General features: G+C 62.3%; 15 protein-coding genes and 1 other RNA gene. 11 read left to right on the top strand and 5 right to left on the bottom strand.

All coding sequences use genetic code 11. The annotated features are described in order from the left end of the window. Positions 1–94: 94 nt before the first annotated feature. Together CUJ91_RS13515 and CUJ91_RS13510 are read left to right on the top strand one after the other, a co-directional pair. Complete coding sequence (locus tag CUJ91_RS13515; RefSeq protein ID WP_006050239.1) at positions 95–1,174, top strand: substrate-binding domain-containing protein; 1,080 nt, start codon at positions 95–97, stop codon at positions 1,172–1,174. 121 nt (positions 1,175–1,295) lie between these two features. After that, positions 1,296–1,559, top strand: coding sequence for a hypothetical protein (locus tag CUJ91_RS13510; protein ID WP_029967912.1), 264 nt, complete (start codon positions 1,296–1,298; stop codon positions 1,557–1,559). A 91-nt stretch (positions 1,560–1,650) separates the two neighbouring features. On the opposite strand, the gene CUJ91_RS13505 is transcribed toward CUJ91_RS13510, so the two are convergent. From CUJ91_RS13505 to ompA, 5 genes are all read right to left on the bottom strand, one after another. Beyond that, a complete protein-coding gene (locus tag CUJ91_RS13505) occupies positions 1,651–2,010 on the bottom strand; it encodes a COG4315 family predicted lipoprotein (RefSeq protein ID WP_029967911.1) in 360 nt (119 codons plus the stop codon). A gap of 309 nt (positions 2,011–2,319) precedes the next feature. Beyond that, positions 2,320–2,689, bottom strand: a transfer-messenger RNA (tmRNA) gene (gene ssrA / locus CUJ91_RS13500). Between the two features lie 149 nt (positions 2,690–2,838). Continuing rightward, on the bottom strand, positions 2,839–3,552 hold the full coding sequence (locus tag CUJ91_RS13495; RefSeq protein ID WP_029967909.1) for an HAD family hydrolase: 714 nt from the start codon (positions 3,550–3,552) through the stop codon (positions 2,839–2,841). A 25-nt stretch (positions 3,553–3,577) separates the two neighbouring features. Continuing rightward, positions 3,578–4,276 (bottom strand): bifunctional 2-polyprenyl-6-hydroxyphenol methylase/3-demethylubiquinol 3-O-methyltransferase UbiG, encoded by a 699-nt coding sequence (ubiG, locus tag CUJ91_RS13490; protein ID WP_006050244.1) that lies wholly within the window; start codon positions 4,274–4,276, stop codon positions 3,578–3,580. A 144-nt stretch (positions 4,277–4,420) separates the two neighbouring features. Beyond that, entirely contained in the window at positions 4,421–5,068 is a 648-nt protein-coding gene (gene ompA / locus CUJ91_RS13485) for an outer membrane protein OmpA (protein ID WP_006050245.1), read from the bottom strand. Positions 5,069–5,555: 487 nt separating this feature from the next. Here ompA and gyrA point away from each other — a divergent pair, with 487 nt between their 5' ends. The 9 genes from gyrA to rpsA all read left to right on the top strand — a co-directional run bounded on the left by gyrA (position 5,556) and on the right by rpsA (position 17,661). Next, positions 5,556–8,192 carry a DNA gyrase subunit A gene (gene gyrA, locus CUJ91_RS13480; protein ID WP_029967907.1) on the top strand — a complete coding sequence of 879 codons (2,637 nt, stop codon included), beginning with the start codon at positions 5,556–5,558 and terminating at the stop codon, positions 8,190–8,192. Between the two features lie 138 nt (positions 8,193–8,330). After that, positions 8,331–8,933, top strand: a complete 603-nt coding sequence (locus CUJ91_RS13475; RefSeq protein WP_006050247.1) for a DUF2059 domain-containing protein — start codon at positions 8,331–8,333, stop codon at positions 8,931–8,933. 316 nt (positions 8,934–9,249) lie between these two features. Further along, on the top strand, positions 9,250–10,332 hold the full coding sequence (gene serC, locus CUJ91_RS13470; protein WP_053858596.1) for a 3-phosphoserine/phosphohydroxythreonine transaminase: 1,083 nt from the start codon (positions 9,250–9,252) through the stop codon (positions 10,330–10,332). A gap of 75 nt (positions 10,333–10,407) precedes the next feature. Continuing rightward, on the top strand, positions 10,408–11,490 hold the full coding sequence (gene pheA, locus CUJ91_RS13465) for a prephenate dehydratase (RefSeq protein WP_006050249.1): 1,083 nt from the start codon (positions 10,408–10,410) through the stop codon (positions 11,488–11,490). Positions 11,491–11,577: 87 nt separating this feature from the next. Further along, positions 11,578–12,690: a histidinol-phosphate transaminase gene (hisC, locus tag CUJ91_RS13460; RefSeq protein ID WP_114156365.1), complete on the top strand. Its 1,113-nt coding sequence runs from the start codon at positions 11,578–11,580 to the stop codon at positions 12,688–12,690. A 51-nt stretch (positions 12,691–12,741) separates the two neighbouring features. After that, a complete protein-coding gene (locus CUJ91_RS34845) occupies positions 12,742–13,683 on the top strand; it encodes a prephenate dehydrogenase (protein ID WP_244230941.1) in 942 nt (313 codons plus the stop codon). 33 nt (positions 13,684–13,716) lie between these two features. Further along, a complete protein-coding gene (gene aroA / locus CUJ91_RS34840; RefSeq protein ID WP_006050252.1) occupies positions 13,717–15,021 on the top strand; it encodes a 3-phosphoshikimate 1-carboxyvinyltransferase in 1,305 nt (434 codons plus the stop codon). Between the two features lie 34 nt (positions 15,022–15,055). Further along, entirely contained in the window at positions 15,056–15,739 is a 684-nt protein-coding gene (gene cmk / locus CUJ91_RS13450) for a (d)CMP kinase (protein ID WP_006050253.1), read from the top strand. A 188-nt stretch (positions 15,740–15,927) separates the two neighbouring features. Next, complete coding sequence (gene rpsA / locus CUJ91_RS13445; protein ID WP_006050254.1) at positions 15,928–17,661, top strand: 30S ribosomal protein S1; 1,734 nt, start codon at positions 15,928–15,930, stop codon at positions 17,659–17,661. Positions 17,662–17,747 lie beyond the last annotated feature (86 nt).

Here is a 17,747-nt window from a genome sequence, read left to right as displayed (position 1 = left end):
TAATGCGTGCACTTATGCTTCGTCTATTCGATATGGGATAGCCGAACGATAGGCGGGCGAAACGGCCGATGCAATAGGAAATACCTGCACATATATGATCAGAATCGAGTGCCACGCTCAACTAGTATTGAAGGGCCCGGATGGCCGGGAGGCAAGCCTGTCGGACGTCGTGCCGCTGCTCGCTCTCGTAGACGAATCCGGCAGCATCGCGCAGGCGGCGACGCTTAAGGGTTTGTCCTACCGTCATGCGTGGGGTTTGTTGCGCGCAATCGAGGAGCGTCTGGGCGGTCCGCTGATCGCGAAGGAGCGCGGCCGCGGCTCCGTGCTGTCCGAACTCGGTCAAGCCGTGCTGCGCGCGCAGCGTCTGTGCGGCGAACGGCTCGACGGCAACATGCAGGCGCTCGCGAGCGAAGTGGCGAGCGATCTGAACCGCTGGCTCGCGCCGCCCGTCGATCACGTGCGCATTCATGCGTCGCATGGTTACGCGGTGGCCGCGCTCGTCACCGCCTTGGTCGCGCAGGAGCTTCCGGTCGACATCAAGTACCGCGATGGCGCAGACGCCGTGAGCGCGCTCGCGCGCGGCGAGTGCGAGCTGGCCGGTTTTCACTTGCCGCTCGGCGAGTTTCGCGCGGCATGTGCGGACACGTACCGGCGCTGGCTCGATCCGCAGCGTCATGTGCTCGTGCATCTGACGCGGCGCAAGCAAGGGCTCTTTCTCGGCAAGGGCAATCCGAAACGGATTCTTGGCCTCTCAGATCTTTCTCGCGACGACATCCGCTTCGTCAATCGGCAGCATGGCTCCGGCACGCGCATGCTGCTCGATCTGGCGCTGCGCAAGCTGGGCATCGACCCGGATGGCGTGAACGGCTATGCGTCGGCGGAACTCACGCATTCGGCGATCGCGGCGTTCGTCGCGAGCGGCATGGCGGACGTGGGCTTCGGCGTGGAACCCGCGGCGCATCATTTCGGGCTCGACTTCATTCCCGCTGTCGACGAAGACTATTATTTCGCGTGTGACCGCGCTCGGCTCGAGCGCGCGCCGCTGTCGGCGGTCATCGAACTGCTGCGAAGCAGCGCGTTTCATGCGAGCGTCGATCGGCTGCAAGGCTACGATCCGCGTGACTGCGGCAAGCTCGTGGATCTCGAAGCGGGATTGAGCGGTGCGGGCGCGTAAGCGGTGGTAAACAACGCGCCGCGCATCTCACGCGCTCGCCGCTGCGGATGGCTTTCGTTTGCGATACTCTCTAAGCTTCCGTTTTTTGCCAACCGCGCGGGTCGCCGCGCTTTGAATCGATATGAAAGTTCTTCTACATGCATGTGCTGCGGCCGCGTCGGCCGGCTTGCTGCTCGCGACCGCCTCGGTCGCTGTCGCGCAGAACTCGCCGGGCGTGCCGGGCGGCATTCTGCAGGAGCAGTTCCGGCTTGCCGAACATCCGCAAATGCCGTTCGCCGCGTCGGCGCCGTCGGACAAGTATCAGTCCGGCAAGAAATCGGCGATGCGCAAGCGCGGCGACCTGGGCGATCCGAACGGCTGCAATCTGCAATGTCCGAAGGAATAGCAGGCTTAGCGGCCTGCTCGAAGTGCACGAATCTCGATGACGACGCCGGCAATTTGCCGGCGTTTTTTTATGGGCTCGCGGGTGTCGACGGTCAGGGCTTCGCGGTGTGCCACACGTCCTTGAACCCGTCTCCTTTGGTGTCGCCCGCCTGCTTGTCGGCCGCGTAGCGATAGAGCGGATGACCTTTGTATGCCCATTGCTGCTTGCCGTCCGCGGACGGGATCAGCGTCCAGTCTCCCGACGGCTTGTCCGACGGACTCGCGACCGCGGCCGGCCAATAGCTCGTGCAGCCGCCGGTGCACGCGCTCACGCCGGGCGTGGTGTCCTTGTCGAAGGTATAGAGCGTCATGCCGTCGGCGCTGACGAAGCGGCCGTCGACTACTTTCGGAGGCTCGGCGAAAGCGCTCTGTTGCAAGGCGAGCAGGGCGAGGCAGAAGAGGGTCTTGCGCATGATGTCGGCTCCTGTTTGTTGTGTGGATTCGCGCGCGACGCGGCGTGCGTCGGCGCGTGAGTATTAACGGATGGGGAGGTGGGTTTATTCCGTGGGTGTTTCGTGGGTGTTTCGTGCGCGCGCGGTGCTGGCCTGAAGGGCAGTTCTGGGCAGCGGGAGGCGGTTGGAGCAGGCAGGCAGCGGGAGGTGGGAGGCGCGGCTTATCCGCCGATGCATCGGCGATGCAAAACAAAAAACCCCGAAAGGCTCACGCCGTCGGGGTTCTAGTTTAAGCGGTGCGCAAAGCAGTGCGCTTTGCTGCAAGGTGTGTGGTGGAGGCGGCGGGAATCGAACCCGCGTCCAGAAGCACTCTACGACCAGTTCTACATGTTTAGTTCTGTCTTTTGATTTAACCGTAGTGACGCGGACGAACACGCTGCACTACGGCGATTCACTAGATTTTCGACCCGGACGTCGTGACTCCGTCAAGGCTTAACTGACGTATATGACCTCTGTCGGTATTGCTACCGGTCTTGCGACACTAGCCCGTCAGTGAACTAGGCAGAGGACGGCGGCCCTTAGGCTGCCAGTGCGAACGTATCGTCGTTTGCAGTTACGTTTTTCCCATTGATTAACGAGGTGACGGGTCCTCGACATGCCCTAGCCGCTTCGCAACCCCTGTCGAAACCAGGTCGCCCCCGCGGTTCGTTGCTCGGAACGTTGAGCCAAAGTAGATTTTACAATAATTTGACGGCCGTGTCTCGGCTTGCTTTCGACACGTTTCTGGGACGTTTCCGTGCGGTTCGAGCCGCGCGTAACGGCCACCCGCGCCGCACATCGATTGGGTTGTTAGCCGATATCGCGCAACAGCCGCTGCAACTCGGCCGGCGACTGCACAACGTGCTGCGCATGCCATTGCGTGGGCGGGATGTCGTCGCCGCAATAGCCGTATGCCGCGGCCACGGTCTTCATGCCGGCGGCAAAGCCCGCCTGCACGTCGCGCAAGTCGTCGCCGACGTAGACGATGCGCTCCGGCGCAATGTCGAGCGCCCTTGCCGCGTACAGCAGCGGCGCGGGGTGGGGCTTCGAGTGAGGCGTCGTGTCGCCGCTCACCACGCAGCCTGCGCGCTCCTCCAGACCGAGTTGTGCGACCAGCGGTTCCGTCAGCCGCGCGACCTTGTTCGTGACGATGCCCCAGCGCACGCCGCGCGCGTCGAGTTCGTCGAGCAATTCGGGAATGCCGGGAAACAGCGTGGTCTCGATGCACAGGTCGGCTTCGTAGTTGGCGAGAAACTCCTCGCGCATCGACGCAAACTCGTGGTCGTCCGGCCCAATGCCGAACCCGCCGCAGATCAGCCCGCGCGCGCCGGCCGACGCCAGCGGACGCAGCTTTTCGAGCGGCACCATTTCCAGTCCGCGATCGTGACGCATCTTGTTGACGGCGGCGGCCAGGTCGGGCGCCGTGTCAGCCAGCGTGCCATCGAGGTCGAACAGCACGGCTTGGCAAAGACCGAGCGAATCTTCGTTGTCTTCGCGCTGGGGCAGGGGCGTGGGATCGCTCATTGATTTTCTTGTCGGCAGTGGGGGATCACGCGTCGCGGCGGCAGGCGAGCATGTAGTTCACGCTCGTGTCGGCGGACAGTGCGAAGTGCTTGCTGAGCGGGTGGTACACGATACCCTTGATGTCCGCCGTACGCAGCCCCGCCGCGCGCACGAAACCGGCGAGCTCCGACGGGCGGATGAACCGCGCGTAGTCGTGCGTGCCCTTGGGCAGCATCCGCGCAATGTATTCGGCGCCGATCACGGCGAACAGGTACGACTTCACGTTGCGATTGAGCGTGGAGAAGAACACCCAGCCGCCCGGTTTGACGAGCGTCTTGCACGCTTCGACGATCGCCGACGGCTGCGGTACGTGCTCGAGCATTTCCATGCAGGTGACGACGTCGTAGGTGCCCGGCTCGCGGGCGGCCAACGCTTCGGCCGCGATTTCCTCGTAACTTACGGTTACACCACTTTCAAGGCTGTGAAGATCCGCGACACCGAGTGCCTCGCTCGACAGGTCAATGCCTTTGACGTGCGCGCCGAGGCCTGCCATGGATTCCGACAGGATGCCCCCGCCGCAGCCGATGTCCAGCACGTGCTTGCCGGCCAGATGCGCGTGGGCGTCGATCCAGTTCAGACGGACGGGGTTGAGTTCGTGCAACGGTTTGAATTCGGCGTTCGGGTCCCACCAACGATGTGCGAGGTCGCTGAATTTCTGCAGTTCGTGGGGATCGGCGTTGGTCATGGCAAAGCTGCCTCGATGAGAGCGGTGAGCGGGCGCTCGAGGATAAACCCGGAGTATATAGGCGACGGACCGGAGCGGCAAAATGCGGCCGGCAATAAAAAAGCCCCGCCGAAGCGGGGCTTTTGGTACTGCGTGTTTTGCAGCTTACTGCTTCGAAGTACCGACAACTTCGACTTCCACGCGACGATCCGGTGCGAGGCAGGCGATCAGTTGCTTGCGGTTCTTCTGGTTGCAGCCGGTCGTGACCGGGTTGCGCTTGCCCTTGCCTTCCGTGTAGATACGGTTGGATTCGATGCCCTTGCTGACCAGGTACGCCTTCACAGCTTGAGCGCGACGCAGCGACAGACGGTCGTTGTACTTGTCCGAACCGATGCGGTCCGTGTAACCCGTTGCCACGACGACTTCGAGGTTCAGGCCTTGAATCTTCGATGCCAGATCGTCCAGCTTTTCCTTGCCAGCCGGCTTCAGGACAGCCTTGTCGAAGTCGAACAGTGCGTCAGCTTGATAGGTGATCTTCTGGCTGGTGATGGCCGGTGCCGGTGCGACCGGAGCCGGCGGCGTCGGAGCCTGGGCAACCAGTGCGCCGTCGCACTTTGCGTTAGCCGTTGCCGGCGTCCAGAATGCATCGCGCCAGCAAAGCTCGTTCGTGCCGTTCATCCACACGTATTCGCCAGTACCATTCACCCAGTTGTCATTGGTAGCTTGTCGCGACGCCGGCACCGACTGTGCCATGGCGGATGCAGCCATAACCGCGGTAGCTGCAATGAACGCGAGCTTTGAAAGTTTATTCATATTTCTCCTCTCGAAATTGAGATTACCGCAGGTTTACTGCGAGCCTGTTGACGAAGACAAGTCATACATTGCTCGAAGTATAACATTGGTGCGGAACAAAAAACGTTGTGTGTAGACTTCGAGCAGCGTCTGACTCTTTGTGCGTTGGCATTTTGCCATATCGTTCCCTTCCGACGATAAAAAAATCCGCCCCCGATCAAATCGCCTTCCAATTGTGGTGCATGCGCAACAGAAGCAATCGCCCGCAGCGTCCCGCCAGTCATGGCTCGGCGGCGAATTGCCCCACGCATGAATCGAGCCTGATCCGCCCAAAAGAAGTGCCGCGCGGAACTTTTTCGGGACGGCTTGCTAATAGGTATACGTCGGGTGACGTGACGTGGTCGGGCGCGGATTCCCGGCATGTTAGAATCGCGTGATGCATTGCGCCTGCAATGCTTACGCGAGGGCGCCGGATTCTCGCCGCCTTCGCACGTAAAAGATACGGATAATGGATCAATTCGCCAAAGAGACTCTGCCAATCTCCCTCGAGGAGGAAATGCGCCGTTCGTATCTCGATTACGCGATGAGCGTGATCGTAGGGCGTGCGCTTCCCGATGTTCGCGATGGCCTGAAGCCGGTGCACCGGCGCGTGCTGTACGCGATGCACGAACTGAACAACGACTGGAACCGCGCGTACAAGAAGTCGGCGCGTATTGTCGGTGACGTCATCGGTAAGTACCACCCGCACGGCGACACGGCTGTTTACGACACCATCGTCCGCATGGCGCAGGACTTTTCGCTGCGCTACATGCTGGTGGACGGCCAGGGCAACTTCGGTTCCGTCGACGGCGACAACGCCGCGGCCATGCGTTACACCGAAATCCGCATGGCGAAGATCGGCCACGAGCTGCTCGCCGACATCGACAAGGAAACGGTCGACTTCACGCCGAACTACGACGGCAGCGAAAACGAGCCGGCCATTCTGCCGGCGCGCATTCCCAATCTGCTGATCAACGGTTCGTCCGGCATCGCGGTCGGCATGGCGACGAATATCCCGCCGCACAACCTCAATGAGGTTGTCGACGCGTGCCAGCACCTGCTCAAGAATCCCGAAGCCACGATCGACGAGTTGATCGAGATCGTTCCGGCACCCGATTTCCCGACCGCCGGCATCATCTACGGCGTGGCGGGTGTGCGCGACGGCTATCGCACCGGCCGCGGCCGCGTGGTGATGCGCGCGCTCACGCACTTCGAGGAAATCGATCGCGGCCAGCGCATGGCGATCATCGTCGACGAATTGCCGTATCAGGTGAACAAGCGCTCGCTGCTCGAGCGTATCGCCGAACTGGTCAACGAGAAGAAGCTCGAAGGCATTTCCGACATCCGCGACGAGTCCGACAAGAGCGGCATGCGCGTCGTGATCGAGCTGAAGCGCGGCGAAGTGCCTGAAGTCGTTCTCAACAATCTGTACAAGGCGACCCAGCTCCAGGACACCTTCGGCATGAACATGGTCGCGCTGGTCGACGGCCAGCCGAAGCTGCTGAACCTGAAGGAGATGTTGTCGTGCTTCCTGTCGCATCGCCGGGAAGTGCTGACGCGGCGCACGGTATACGAACTGCGCAAGGCGCGTGAGCGCGGTCACGTGCTCGAAGGTCTGGCCGTTGCGCTCGCCAATATCGACGAGTTCATCGCGATTATCAAAGCCGCGCCGACCCCGCCCATCGCCAAGCAGGAATTGATGGCGCGTCCGTGGGATTCGTCGCTGGTTCGTGAGATGTTGTCGCGCGCGGAGCAGGAAAACGCGTCGGCGGGTGGCCGCGAAGCCTATCGCCCTGACGGATTGAATCCGTCTTTCGGTATGCAGGCCGACGGCCTTTACCGTTTGTCCGACACCCAGGCTCAGGAAATTCTGCAGATGCGTCTGCAACGCCTGACGGGTCTCGAGCAGGACAAGATCATTGGCGAGTACCGCGACGTGATGGCGCAAATCGCCGACCTGCTGGACATTCTGGCTCGCCCGGAACGCATTACGGCGATCATCGTCGACGAACTGACGTCGATCAAGTCGGAATTCGGCGACGCGCGTCGCTCGAAGATCGAACTGAACGCCACCGAGCTGAACACCGAAGACCTGATTACGCCGCAAGAAATGGTCGTGACCATGTCGCACGCGGGCTACGTGAAATCGCAGCCGTTGTCGGAATATCGTGCGCAGAAGCGCGGCGGTCGCGGCAAACAGGCGACTTCCATGAAGGAAGACGACTGGATCGACACGCTCTTCATCGCGAACACGCACGATCACATCCTGTGCTTCTCGAACCGCGGCCGCGTGTACTGGGTCAAGGTCTACGAAGTGCCGCAGGGCTCGCGCAATTCGCGCGGCCGCCCGATCGTCAACATGTTCCCGCTGCAAGACGGCGAGAAGATCAATGTTGTGCTGCCGGTTAAGGAATTTTCCGCAGACAAGTTCGTCTTTATGGCGACCGCGTTAGGAACAGTAAAGAAGACGCCGCTGGAAGCCTTCAGCCGTCCGTTGCGCAAGGGTATTATTGCGGTCGGTCTGGATGACGGCGACTACCTGATCGGCGCCGCCATCACAGACGGTCAGCACGACGTGATGCTGTTCTCGGATTCGGGCAAGGCGGTTCGCTTCGACGAAAACGACGTGCGGCCGATGGGCCGCGAGGCGCGCGGCGTGCGCGGCATGCAACTCGACGAAGGCCAGAACGTGATTGCGTTGCTGGTGGCGGGCGACGAGCAGCAGTCGGTGCTCACCGCAACGGAAAACGGCTTCGGCAAGCGCACGCCGATCACCGAGTACACCCGTCATGGCCGCGGCACGAAGGGCATGATCGCAATCCAGACGTCCGAGCGTAACGGCAAGGTCGTCGCGGCCACGCTGGTCGACCAGGAAGCGCAGATCATGCTGATCACGACCACGGGCGTTCTGATCCGTACGCGCGTGTCGGAAATTCGAGAAATGGGCCGTGCAACTCAAGGTGTTACACTCATCAGCCTTGACGAAGGCACCAAGCTTTCAGGTCTGCAACAGGTTGCCGAGGCGGAAGCGGAAGGCGATGTCGAAGGTGACGCCGAAGGTCCTGCTGAAGGTGGTAACGGCGGGGAAGACGGCGGCGCGGCTTGATCCCACTTGGATCCGCTGACCGTGCTTTCGCTTCACGCCCGGTGACTGATTGAAAGCTCCGCAGGACATATAGCGTGTCGGGCCGACACGCTTCTTGCGCGGCTGGCAGTTCAAGTTAATTTCTATTAGGGAGTAATGATGCAAAAACGATTCAAACAACTGATGTTGCTGGCTGCCCTCGTGCCGACCTTTGCCATGGCTCAAGCACTGCAGAGCCCGGGTTCGTCGGCTCCGGCTGCTGCGGCAGCACCGGTTGATCCGGCCAAGCAGGCTGCCATCAAGGACCTGCTGGACGCAATCGACGCGCAAAAGCTCGTCGGCGCAATTGGCAACAGCGCGCAAATGCAGGCAAAGCAGCTGGTTCCGGCAATCCTGTCGGACGCGCTGAGCGAAAACAAGACGCTGACGGACAAGCAGAAGCAGGCTTCCGTCCCGACGCTGCAAAAGAATGCAGTGCCGAAGCTGGTTGACGGCGCGGGCCAGGTGTTCGCGACGGACAGCTTCCGCCAGGACGCAATGCAAGCTCAGTACGACGCGTACGCGAAGTACTACAGCACGTCGGAAATCAAGGATCTGACTTCGTTCTACAAGAGCCCGACCGGCCGCAAGTTCATCCAGGTTCAAGACCAGGTTGGCCGCGACGTCGTCAATGGCTTGATGCAGAAGTACATGCCGCAATCGATCAAGGCAACGCGCGACCAGGCTGACAAGGAAGTCGCTTCGGTCAAGCCGGCTAAGTAAGCCCGACGCGAAAGCTGCACTGATACTGCGCTAGCGTGTCGCCCGGCGGTCTGATTCCAGGCCGCCGCGTTTGGCGGGTTAGCGGGGACAATGCGATAATGGCCGTTTGCGCGAGTGCGCAAACGGCCATTACTTTTTTCCGCGGGAAATGTCCACGCTGCAGCGGTCTGCCAGGCTGCAGCGGTCCAGTACCGCGATTCCCGCCGGCCAATAGATGTAGTCACTTTCCGGTAGTTTGTTTTCGCGGCGACCGACTCGCCGGCTCGCCGACCAGCGCCCCGGCTTTTCGTGTTCGCACCGCTTTCAGGATCTCACGATGCGCGTCTTTAATTTCTCCGCCGGCCCCGCGGCCATGCCCGAAGAAGTGCTGCGTCAGGCAGCCGACGAGATGCTCGACTGGCAAGGCAGCGGCATGAGCGTGATGGAAATGAGCCATCGCGGGAAAGAGTTCATGTCGATCCATGAGGAAGCCCTCGTCGATCTGCGCGAATTGCTGGCCGTGCCGGCGAGCCATCGGATTCTGTTCCTGCAAGGCGGCGGTCTCGGCGAAAACGCGATCGTGCCGATGAACCTGCTGGGCTCCAAGCCCCGCGCCGATTTCATCGTCACCGGGTCGTGGTCGCAAAAGTCCTTCAAGGAAGCGCAGAAATACGGCACCGTGCACGTCGCCGCGAGCGGCCAGACGGCGGACGGCTTCACGCGCGCGCCGGCATTTGCCGAGTGGCAATTGTCGGACGACCCGGCTTATGTGCATCTGTGCACGAACGAGACGATCCACGGCGTCGAGACATTCGAGATTCCCGACCTCGGCAACATCCCGCTGGTGGCGGACGCGTCGTCGCACATCCTGTCGCGTCCCATGGACATCGCCAAATACGGCGTGCTGTTCGGCGGCGCGCAGAAGAACATCGGCATGGCCGGCGTCACGGTGGTGATCGTGCGCGAGGACATGCTGGAGCGCGCCATGCCCATCTGCCCGTCGGCGTTCGAATGGAAGACGGTCGCCGAAAACAATTCGATGTACAACACGCCGCCCACCTACGCGATCTACATCGCGGGGCTCGTGTTCAAATGGTTGAAAAAGCAGGGCGGCCTCGCTGCGATGGAAGCGCGCAATGTCGAAAAGTCGAAGCTGTTGTACGACGCAATCGACTCGAGCAGCTTCTATCTGAACAAGGTCGAGCGTGGCTCGCGCTCGCGGATGAACGTACCGTTTTTCCTCGCCGACGAGTCGCGCAACGAAGATTTCCTTGCCGGCGCGAAAGCGCGGGGAATGGTGCAGCTCAAGGGCCACAAGTCCGTCGGCGGCATGCGGGCGTCGATTTATAACGCGGTCCCGCTCGAAGGCGTCAAAGCGCTTGTCGAATACATGAAGGAATTCGAACGCCACAGCGCCTGAGTGCTTCGGCATTCGGCGCGCGTATCCTTTCAGCATGCATTTTTGCAGCAGCTACCGGCAGGACCGTTTTCACGCATGGACGACGAACTCAATAATCGACTCAAGCCGCTTCGCGAACGCATCGACGCGCTCGACGCGCAGTTGATCGCGCTTCTCAATCAGCGCGCCGCGGTGGCGCTGGAAGTGGGCGAGGTCAAGAAGCATTTCAACGCGCCGGTGTTTCGGCCCGAGCGCGAACAGCAGGTGATCGCGCGTCTGCAGGACATGAGCGAAGGGCCGCTCGCGAGCGAGCACATCAGCGCAATCTGGCGCGAGATCATGGCCGCCAGCCGCGCGCTCGAAAAGACCATCAAGGCGGCGTATCTCGGGCCGGTCGGCACGTACAGCGAGCAGGCCATGCACGAGTACTTCGGCCAGTCGATCGAGGGTCTGCCATGCCCGTCCATCGACGAAGTATTCCGCTCCGTCGAGGCGGGCGCTGCCGAATTCGGCGTCGTGCCCGTCGAGAATTCGACCGAAGGCGCGGTGTCGCGCACGCTCGATCTGCTGTTGCAAACGCAACTGACCATCGGCGGCGAACTTGCGTTGCCGATTCATCACAATCTGCTGACGCTGAACGGCGGCCTGACCGGCGTCACGCGCGTTTGCGCGCACGCGCAGGCGCTCGCCCAATGTCAGCGCTGGCTCGCGACGAATGCGCCGCATCTGGAACGCCAGGCGGTGTCGAGCAACGCGGAAGCCGCGCGCATGGCAGCGGAAGATCCGAGCGTCGCGGCCATCGCCGGCGATCGCGCGGCGACTCACTACGGTTTGCAGGTCGCCTACGCGCTGATTCAGGACGATCCGCACAACCGCACGCGCTTCGTCATGATCGGCAAGGAGCGCACCGGCGCGAGCGGCAATGACCAGACGTCGCTGATCGTGTCGGTGCCGAACGAGCCGGGCGCGGTATTCAAGCTGCTGGAGCCGCTCGCGCGCCATAGCGTGTCGATGACGCGCTTCGAATCGCGGCCCGCGCGCGTGGGCACGTGGGAGTACTACTTCTACATCGACGTCGAAGGCCATCGCGACGATCCCGCAGTGGCCGCCGCGCTGACCGAACTCGGTGAGAAGGCAGCATTCCTGAAGATTCTGGGCTCGTATCCGCGCGCCCGCTAACAACACTGCCACGCGGCGGGCAAGCGCGAGTCAGGCAGTATGCCGACGCGCTCGCCGCGACTTTTCCAATAATCGTTCGGAGATTTCATGACAACGTCCTTCGGTCCTTCTTACGTGCGCGCCATAGCGCCTTACATCGCCGGCAAGCCGATTTCGGAAGTCGCGCGCGAGTTCGGGCTGGACGAAGCGAAGATCGTGAAACTGGCGTCGAACGAGAATCCGCTCGGCATGCCCGAGTCGGCTCAACGCGCGATGGCGCAGGCGGCGAGCGAGTTGGGCCGCTATCCCGATGCGAACGCGTTCGAACTGAAGACCGCGTTGAGCGAGCGCTACGGCGTGCCGTCGGACTGGATCACGCTCGGCAACGGCAGCAACGACATTCTCGAAATTGCCGCGCACGCGTTCGTCGAAAAAGGCCAGGCGATTATTTACGCGCAGTACTCGTTCGCGGTCTATGCGCTTGCCACGCAGGGTCTTGGCGCGCGCGCGATCGTCGTGCCGGCCGTCAAGTACGGCCACGATCTGGACGCGATGCTCGCCGCGATCACCGACGACACCCGTTTGATTTTCGTCGCCAATCCGAATAACCCGACCGGCACATTTATCGAAGGTCCGAAGCTCGAAGCGTTTCTCGACAAGGTGCCGCGCCACGTGGCCGTGGTGCTGGACGAGGCGTACACGGAATATCTGCCGGCAGAAAAGCGCTACGACTCGATCGAGTGGGTGCGCCGATATCCGAACCTGCTGGTGTCGCGTACGTTCTCGAAGGCGTTCGGCCTTGCAGGCTTGCGCGTCGGCTTCGCGATCGCCCAGCCCGAGTTGACCGATCTGTTGAACCGTCTGCGCCAGCCGTTCAATGTGAACACGCTCGCGCAAGCTGCGGCGATTGCCGCGCTCAACGACCAGGCGTTCCTCGAAAAGACCGCGGCGCTGAACGCGCAGGGCTATCGTCGTCTGACAGAAGCGTTCGAGAAACTCGGCCTCGAATATGTGCCGTCCGACGGCAACTTCGTGCTGGTGCGCGTCGGCAATGACGACGCGGCGGGCAATCGCGTGAATCTCGAATTGCTGAAGCAGGGCGTGATCGTGCGCCCGGTCGGCAACTACGGCTTGCCGCAGTGGCTGCGTGTGACCATCGGGCTGCCGCAAGAAAACGAAGCGTTCATCGCCGCGCTCGAAAAAACCCTCGCCACCGTCTAGGTGGCGAATTCTGACCCGCGCGCCCGTCTATATGAGCGGCGCGCTTTTTGTGTGACCGACGTGGCCGCGTTTTCTTTTGACAAGCTGGTGATTTTCGGTGTCGGCCTGATCGGCGGATCGCTTGCGCGCGCGCTGCGCGAGCGCGGCGAAGCCCACGGGGCGCGCACGGTGATCGGCGTGGGCCGTTCGGCTGCGTCGAGTGCGCGTGCGCTGGAACTGGGCGTGATCGACGGCGCCGCCGCATTGAACGACGACGCGGCGTTGCGCAACGCGCTCGCGGGCGCCGACTTGGTGCTGCTCGCGGCGCCCGTCGCGCAGACCCAGCCGCTGCTCGAGCGCATCGCGCCGTTCCTCGACGCGAACACCATCGTGACCGATGCCGGCAGCACCAAGTCCGACGTCGTGGCCGCGGCTCGTGCCGCGCTCGGCGCGCGCATCGGGCAGTTCGTGCCGGGGCATCCGATTGCCGGCCGCGAGTCGAGCGGCGTCGAGGCCGCGTTGCCCGACCTGTACGTCGGCCGCAATGTCGTGCTGTGTCCGTTGCCGGAAAATGCACCGCATACCGTCGAGCGTGTGGCGGCGATGTGGCGCGCGACCGGCGCACTCGTGCGCGACATGGCGCCCGGCCAGCACGACCAGGTGTTTGCGTCGGTCAGTCATTTGCCGCATGTGTTGTCGTTCGCGCTCGTCGAGCAGATTCTGAATTCGCCCGATGCCGCGTTGAAGTTTTCTTTCGCCGCGGGCGGTTTTCGCGACTTCACGCGCATTGCGGCGTCGAGTCCCGAAATGTGGCGCGACGTCTGTGTCGCCAACCGCGCCGCACTGCTCGACGAACTCGACGCCTACACGGCGGTGCTCGCGCGGCTGCGCACGGCGATAGAAGCTGGCGACGGCGCCGCGCTCGAAGCCGTATTCGCGCGCTCGCGCGTGGCGCGCACAGAGTGGCAGGAACAACGCGCGGGCGGCGCCGCGCAAGGCGAGGCATCGAAATAGCCGCGTCGAAATAACCGGAAACTGGACTCAATCATGGAATTCCTCGATCTCGGACCATTTTCTCGTGCGTCCGGCACAGTTCGTCTGCCTGGCTCGAAAAGCATTTCGAACCGGGTGCTGCTGCTCGCCGCGCTCGCCGAAGGCGAAACGACGATCACGAACCTGCTCGATTCCGACGACACGCGCGTCATGCTCGACGCGCTCGAGAAACTCGGCGTGCGTCTGAAGCGCGAAGGCGATACGTGCGTCGTGACCGGCACGCGCGGCGCGTTCACCGCGCGCACGGCCGACCTCTTTCTCGGCAATGCCGGCACGGCGGTTCGTCCGCTGACGGCGGCGCTCGCCGTGAATGGCGGCAATTACCGCATCCACGGCGTGCCGCGCATGCATGAGCGGCCGATTGGCGACCTCGTCGACGGGCTGCGGCAGATCGGCGCGAGAATCGACTACGAGGAAAACGAGGGCTATCCGCCGCTGCGCATCCGGCCCGGGCAGATTTCCGCCGAGGCGCCGATCCGCGTGCGGGGCGACGTCTCGAGCCAATTCCTCACGTCGCTTCTGATGACGCTGCCGCTCGTGCGCACCGCAAGCGGCGTGACCACCGTTCAGGTAGACGGCGAACTCATCTCGAAGCCCTATATCGAGATCACGATAAAGCTGATGGCGCGCTTCGGGATCGACGTCGAGCGCAATGGCTGGCATCAGTTCGTCGTGCCGGCAGGACAGCGCTATCAGTCGCCGGGCACGATCATGGTGGAAGGCGATGCGTCGTCGGCGTCTTATCTGCTCGCGGCCGGAGCGCTCGGCGGCGGGCCGGTGAAAGTCGAAGGCGTCGGCCGTTCGAGCATTCAGGGCGACGTCGGCTTCGCGGACGCGCTCATCAGAATGGGCGCGAACCTGCAAATGGGCGACGACTGGATCGAAGTGCGCGGCGTCGGCACCGACCACGGCAAGCTCGACCCGATCGACATGGATTTCAACCTGATTCCGGACGCCGCGATGACCATTGCGGTCGCCGCGCTGTTCGCCGACGGCACGACCACGCTGCGCAACATCGCGAGCTGGCGCGTGAAAGAGACCGACCGGATCGCGGCCATGGCGACGGAACTTCGCAAGGTCGGCGCAAAAGTCGAGGAGGGCGAAGACTTCCTGATGGTCACGCCGCCTGAAAAGCTGATCCCGAACGCGTCGATCGACACGTACGACGATCACCGTATGGCGATGTGTTTTTCGCTCGTGAGCCTGGGCGGCGTGCCGGTGCGGATCAACGACCCGAAGTGCGTCGCCAAGACATTCCCCGATTATTTCGAGCGCTTCACCGCGCTCACTCACCCTTGATTCGCTACGAATCGCCTGACGTGCGACCTTTTCGATGAAACCGATCCGTCCCTTTCACCAGACGCCCGTCATTACAATCGACGGCCCCAGTGCCTCCGGCAAAGGCACCGTGGCCGCGCTGGTCGCCGCGAGCCTCGGCTTTCACCTGCTCGACAGCGGCGCGCTCTACCGGCTCGCGGCGCTCGCGAGCATCCGCTACAACGTCGCGGCAGACGACGTCGACGCGCTTGTCAAGCTGATCGACGACCTGCATATCACCTTTCGCGAGGGTTTGGCGCAACTGGACGGCGTCGACGTCTCGGCGGAAATCCGCGCCGAGGAAGTCGGCAGCCGCGCGTCGGCCATCGCCGTGCACGCGCCGGTGCGGGCCGCGCTGGTGGCGCGTCAACGGGCTTTTCGTAAGGAACCGGGGCTGGTCGCGGACGGTCGCGACATGGGCACCGTGATCTTCCAGGACGCGGTTCTGAAGGTCTTCATGACGGCCAGCGTGGAGGCCCGCGCGGCGCGGCGGCATAAGCAATTGATACAAAAAGGCTTTTCTGCTAATATTGATGACTTGCTCCGGGATTTGCGCGAGCGTGACGAGCGCGACAGTCAGCGCTCAGCCGCGCCGCTTAAGCCCGCAGCGGATGCAAAACTGCTCGACACGTCCGCCTTGTCGGTCGATCAGGCGGTCGAGCAGGTGGTGCAATGGTACGAAGCCCTGGTCCATGCGTGATTGATTGCCTGACGCATGGCTGCCATGAAGCATGGCTCTCGCCGAACAGGCGGCCGCGGTCGTAGTTTCATTGATTGCTGGTGCTTCGCGATGGTCGCGAAGCGTTGTATTAACCCTTTAACCCCGCGTGGCATTCGCATTCTTGCCGTAGTTGCTGACCGTCCGGCCAGCCGGGCAGCGCGAGAACCATGCAAATTTCGATTTTTATGTCCGACCTGCAAACCTCTACCCCGAATACCGAATCTTTTGCGGCTCTGTTCGAAGAGTCGCTGACCAAGCAAGACATGCGCGCCGGCGAAGTGATCTCCGCCGAAGTCGTGCGTGTCGACCACAACTTCGTGGTCGTCAACGCTGGTCTCAAGTCCGAAGCCTACATCCCGCTCGAAGAGTTCCTGAACGACGCGGGCGAGGTAGAAGTGCAGGCGGGCGACTTCGTTTCCGTCGCGATCGACGCGCTGGAAAACGGCTATGGCGACACGATCCTGTCGCGCGACAAGGCGAAGCGTCTGGCTTCGTGGCTGTCGCTGGAAAAGGCTCTCGACAACAACGAACTCGTGACCGGCACGATCACGGGCAAGGTCAAGGGCGGCATGACCGTGATGGTCAACGGCATCCGCGCGTTCCTGCCGGGTTCGCTGGTCGACACGCGTCCGGTCAAGGACACGACCCCGTACGAAGGCAAGACGCTGGAATTCCGCGTCATCAAGCTCGACCGCAAGCGTAACAACGTCGTGCTGTCGCGCCGCGCCGTGATCGAAGCAACCCAAGGTGAAGAGCGCGCGAAGCTGCTCGAAACGCTGAAGGAAGGCGCGATCGTGGAAGGCGTGGTCAAGAACATCACCGACTACGGCGCGTTCGTGGACCTCGGCGGTATCGACGGCCTGCTGCACATCACCGACATCGCATGGCGTCGCGTGCGTCACCCGAGCGAAGTGCTGTCGGTTGGCCAGGAAGTCACCGCGAAGATCCTCAAGTTCGACCAGGAAAAGAACCGCGTTTCGCTCGGTATCAAGCAACTGGGCGACGATCCGTGGGAAGGCATCTCGCGCCGTTACCCGTCGGGCACGCGTCTGTTCGGTAAGGTCACCAACATCACCGACTACGGCGCATTCGTCGAAGTGGAATCGGGCATCGAAGGCCTCGTCCACGTGTCGGAAATGGACTGGACGAACAAGAACGTTGCACCGTCGAAGGTTGTGCAACTGGGCGACGAAGTCGAAGTCATGGTTCTCGAAATCGACGAAGACCGCCGCCGTATCAGCCTCGGCATGAAGCAGTGCAAGCCGAACCCGTGGGACGACTTCAGCCGCAACTTCAAGAAGGGCGACAAGCTGCAAGGCGCAATCAAGTCGATCACCGACTTCGGCGTCTTCATCGGTCTGCCGGGCGGCATCGACGGTCTGGTTCACCTGTCGGACCTGTCGTGGTCGGAAACGGGCGAAGAAGCCGTTCGCAAGTACAAGAAGGGCGACGAAGTGGAAGCGATTGTTCTCGGCATCGACGTCGAGAAGGAACGCATTTCGCTGGGTATCAAGCAGCTCGAAGGCGACCCGTTCAGCAACTTCGTTGCAATGAACGACAAGGGTTCGATCGTCGACGGCGTGGTCAAGACGGTGGACGCGAAGGGTGCAGTGGTTCAGTTGTCGACGGAAGTCGAAGGCTACCTGCGCGCTTCCGAAATCGCACAAGACCGCGTGGAAGATGCTCGCAACGTGCTGAAGGAAGGCGACAAGGTCAACGCGATGATCATCAACATCGATCGCAAGTCGCGTGGCATCAACCTGTCGATCAAGGCGAAGGACTCGGCTGAGCAACAGGAAGCGATCCGCGGCCTGGCTTCGTCGGATTCCAGCGCGGCTGCTACCGGCACGACGAACCTCGGCGCGCTGCTGAAGGCCAAGCTCGACGGCCAGAACCAGTAATTGAGGAACGCCCCCAGCCTGCCGTTCGCGGCAGGTTCCCCAACGGGGAAGTCTTGGGGGTGGCTCGGCGTTTTCTTGAGAGGTCT

Source organism: Paraburkholderia graminis (assembly GCF_003330785.1).
GTDB classification, from domain to species: Bacteria; Pseudomonadota; Gammaproteobacteria; order Burkholderiales; family Burkholderiaceae; genus Paraburkholderia; species Paraburkholderia graminis.
Note: the sequence above shows the minus strand (reverse complement) of the source record. Positions and strands in the feature narration are given on the sequence as shown.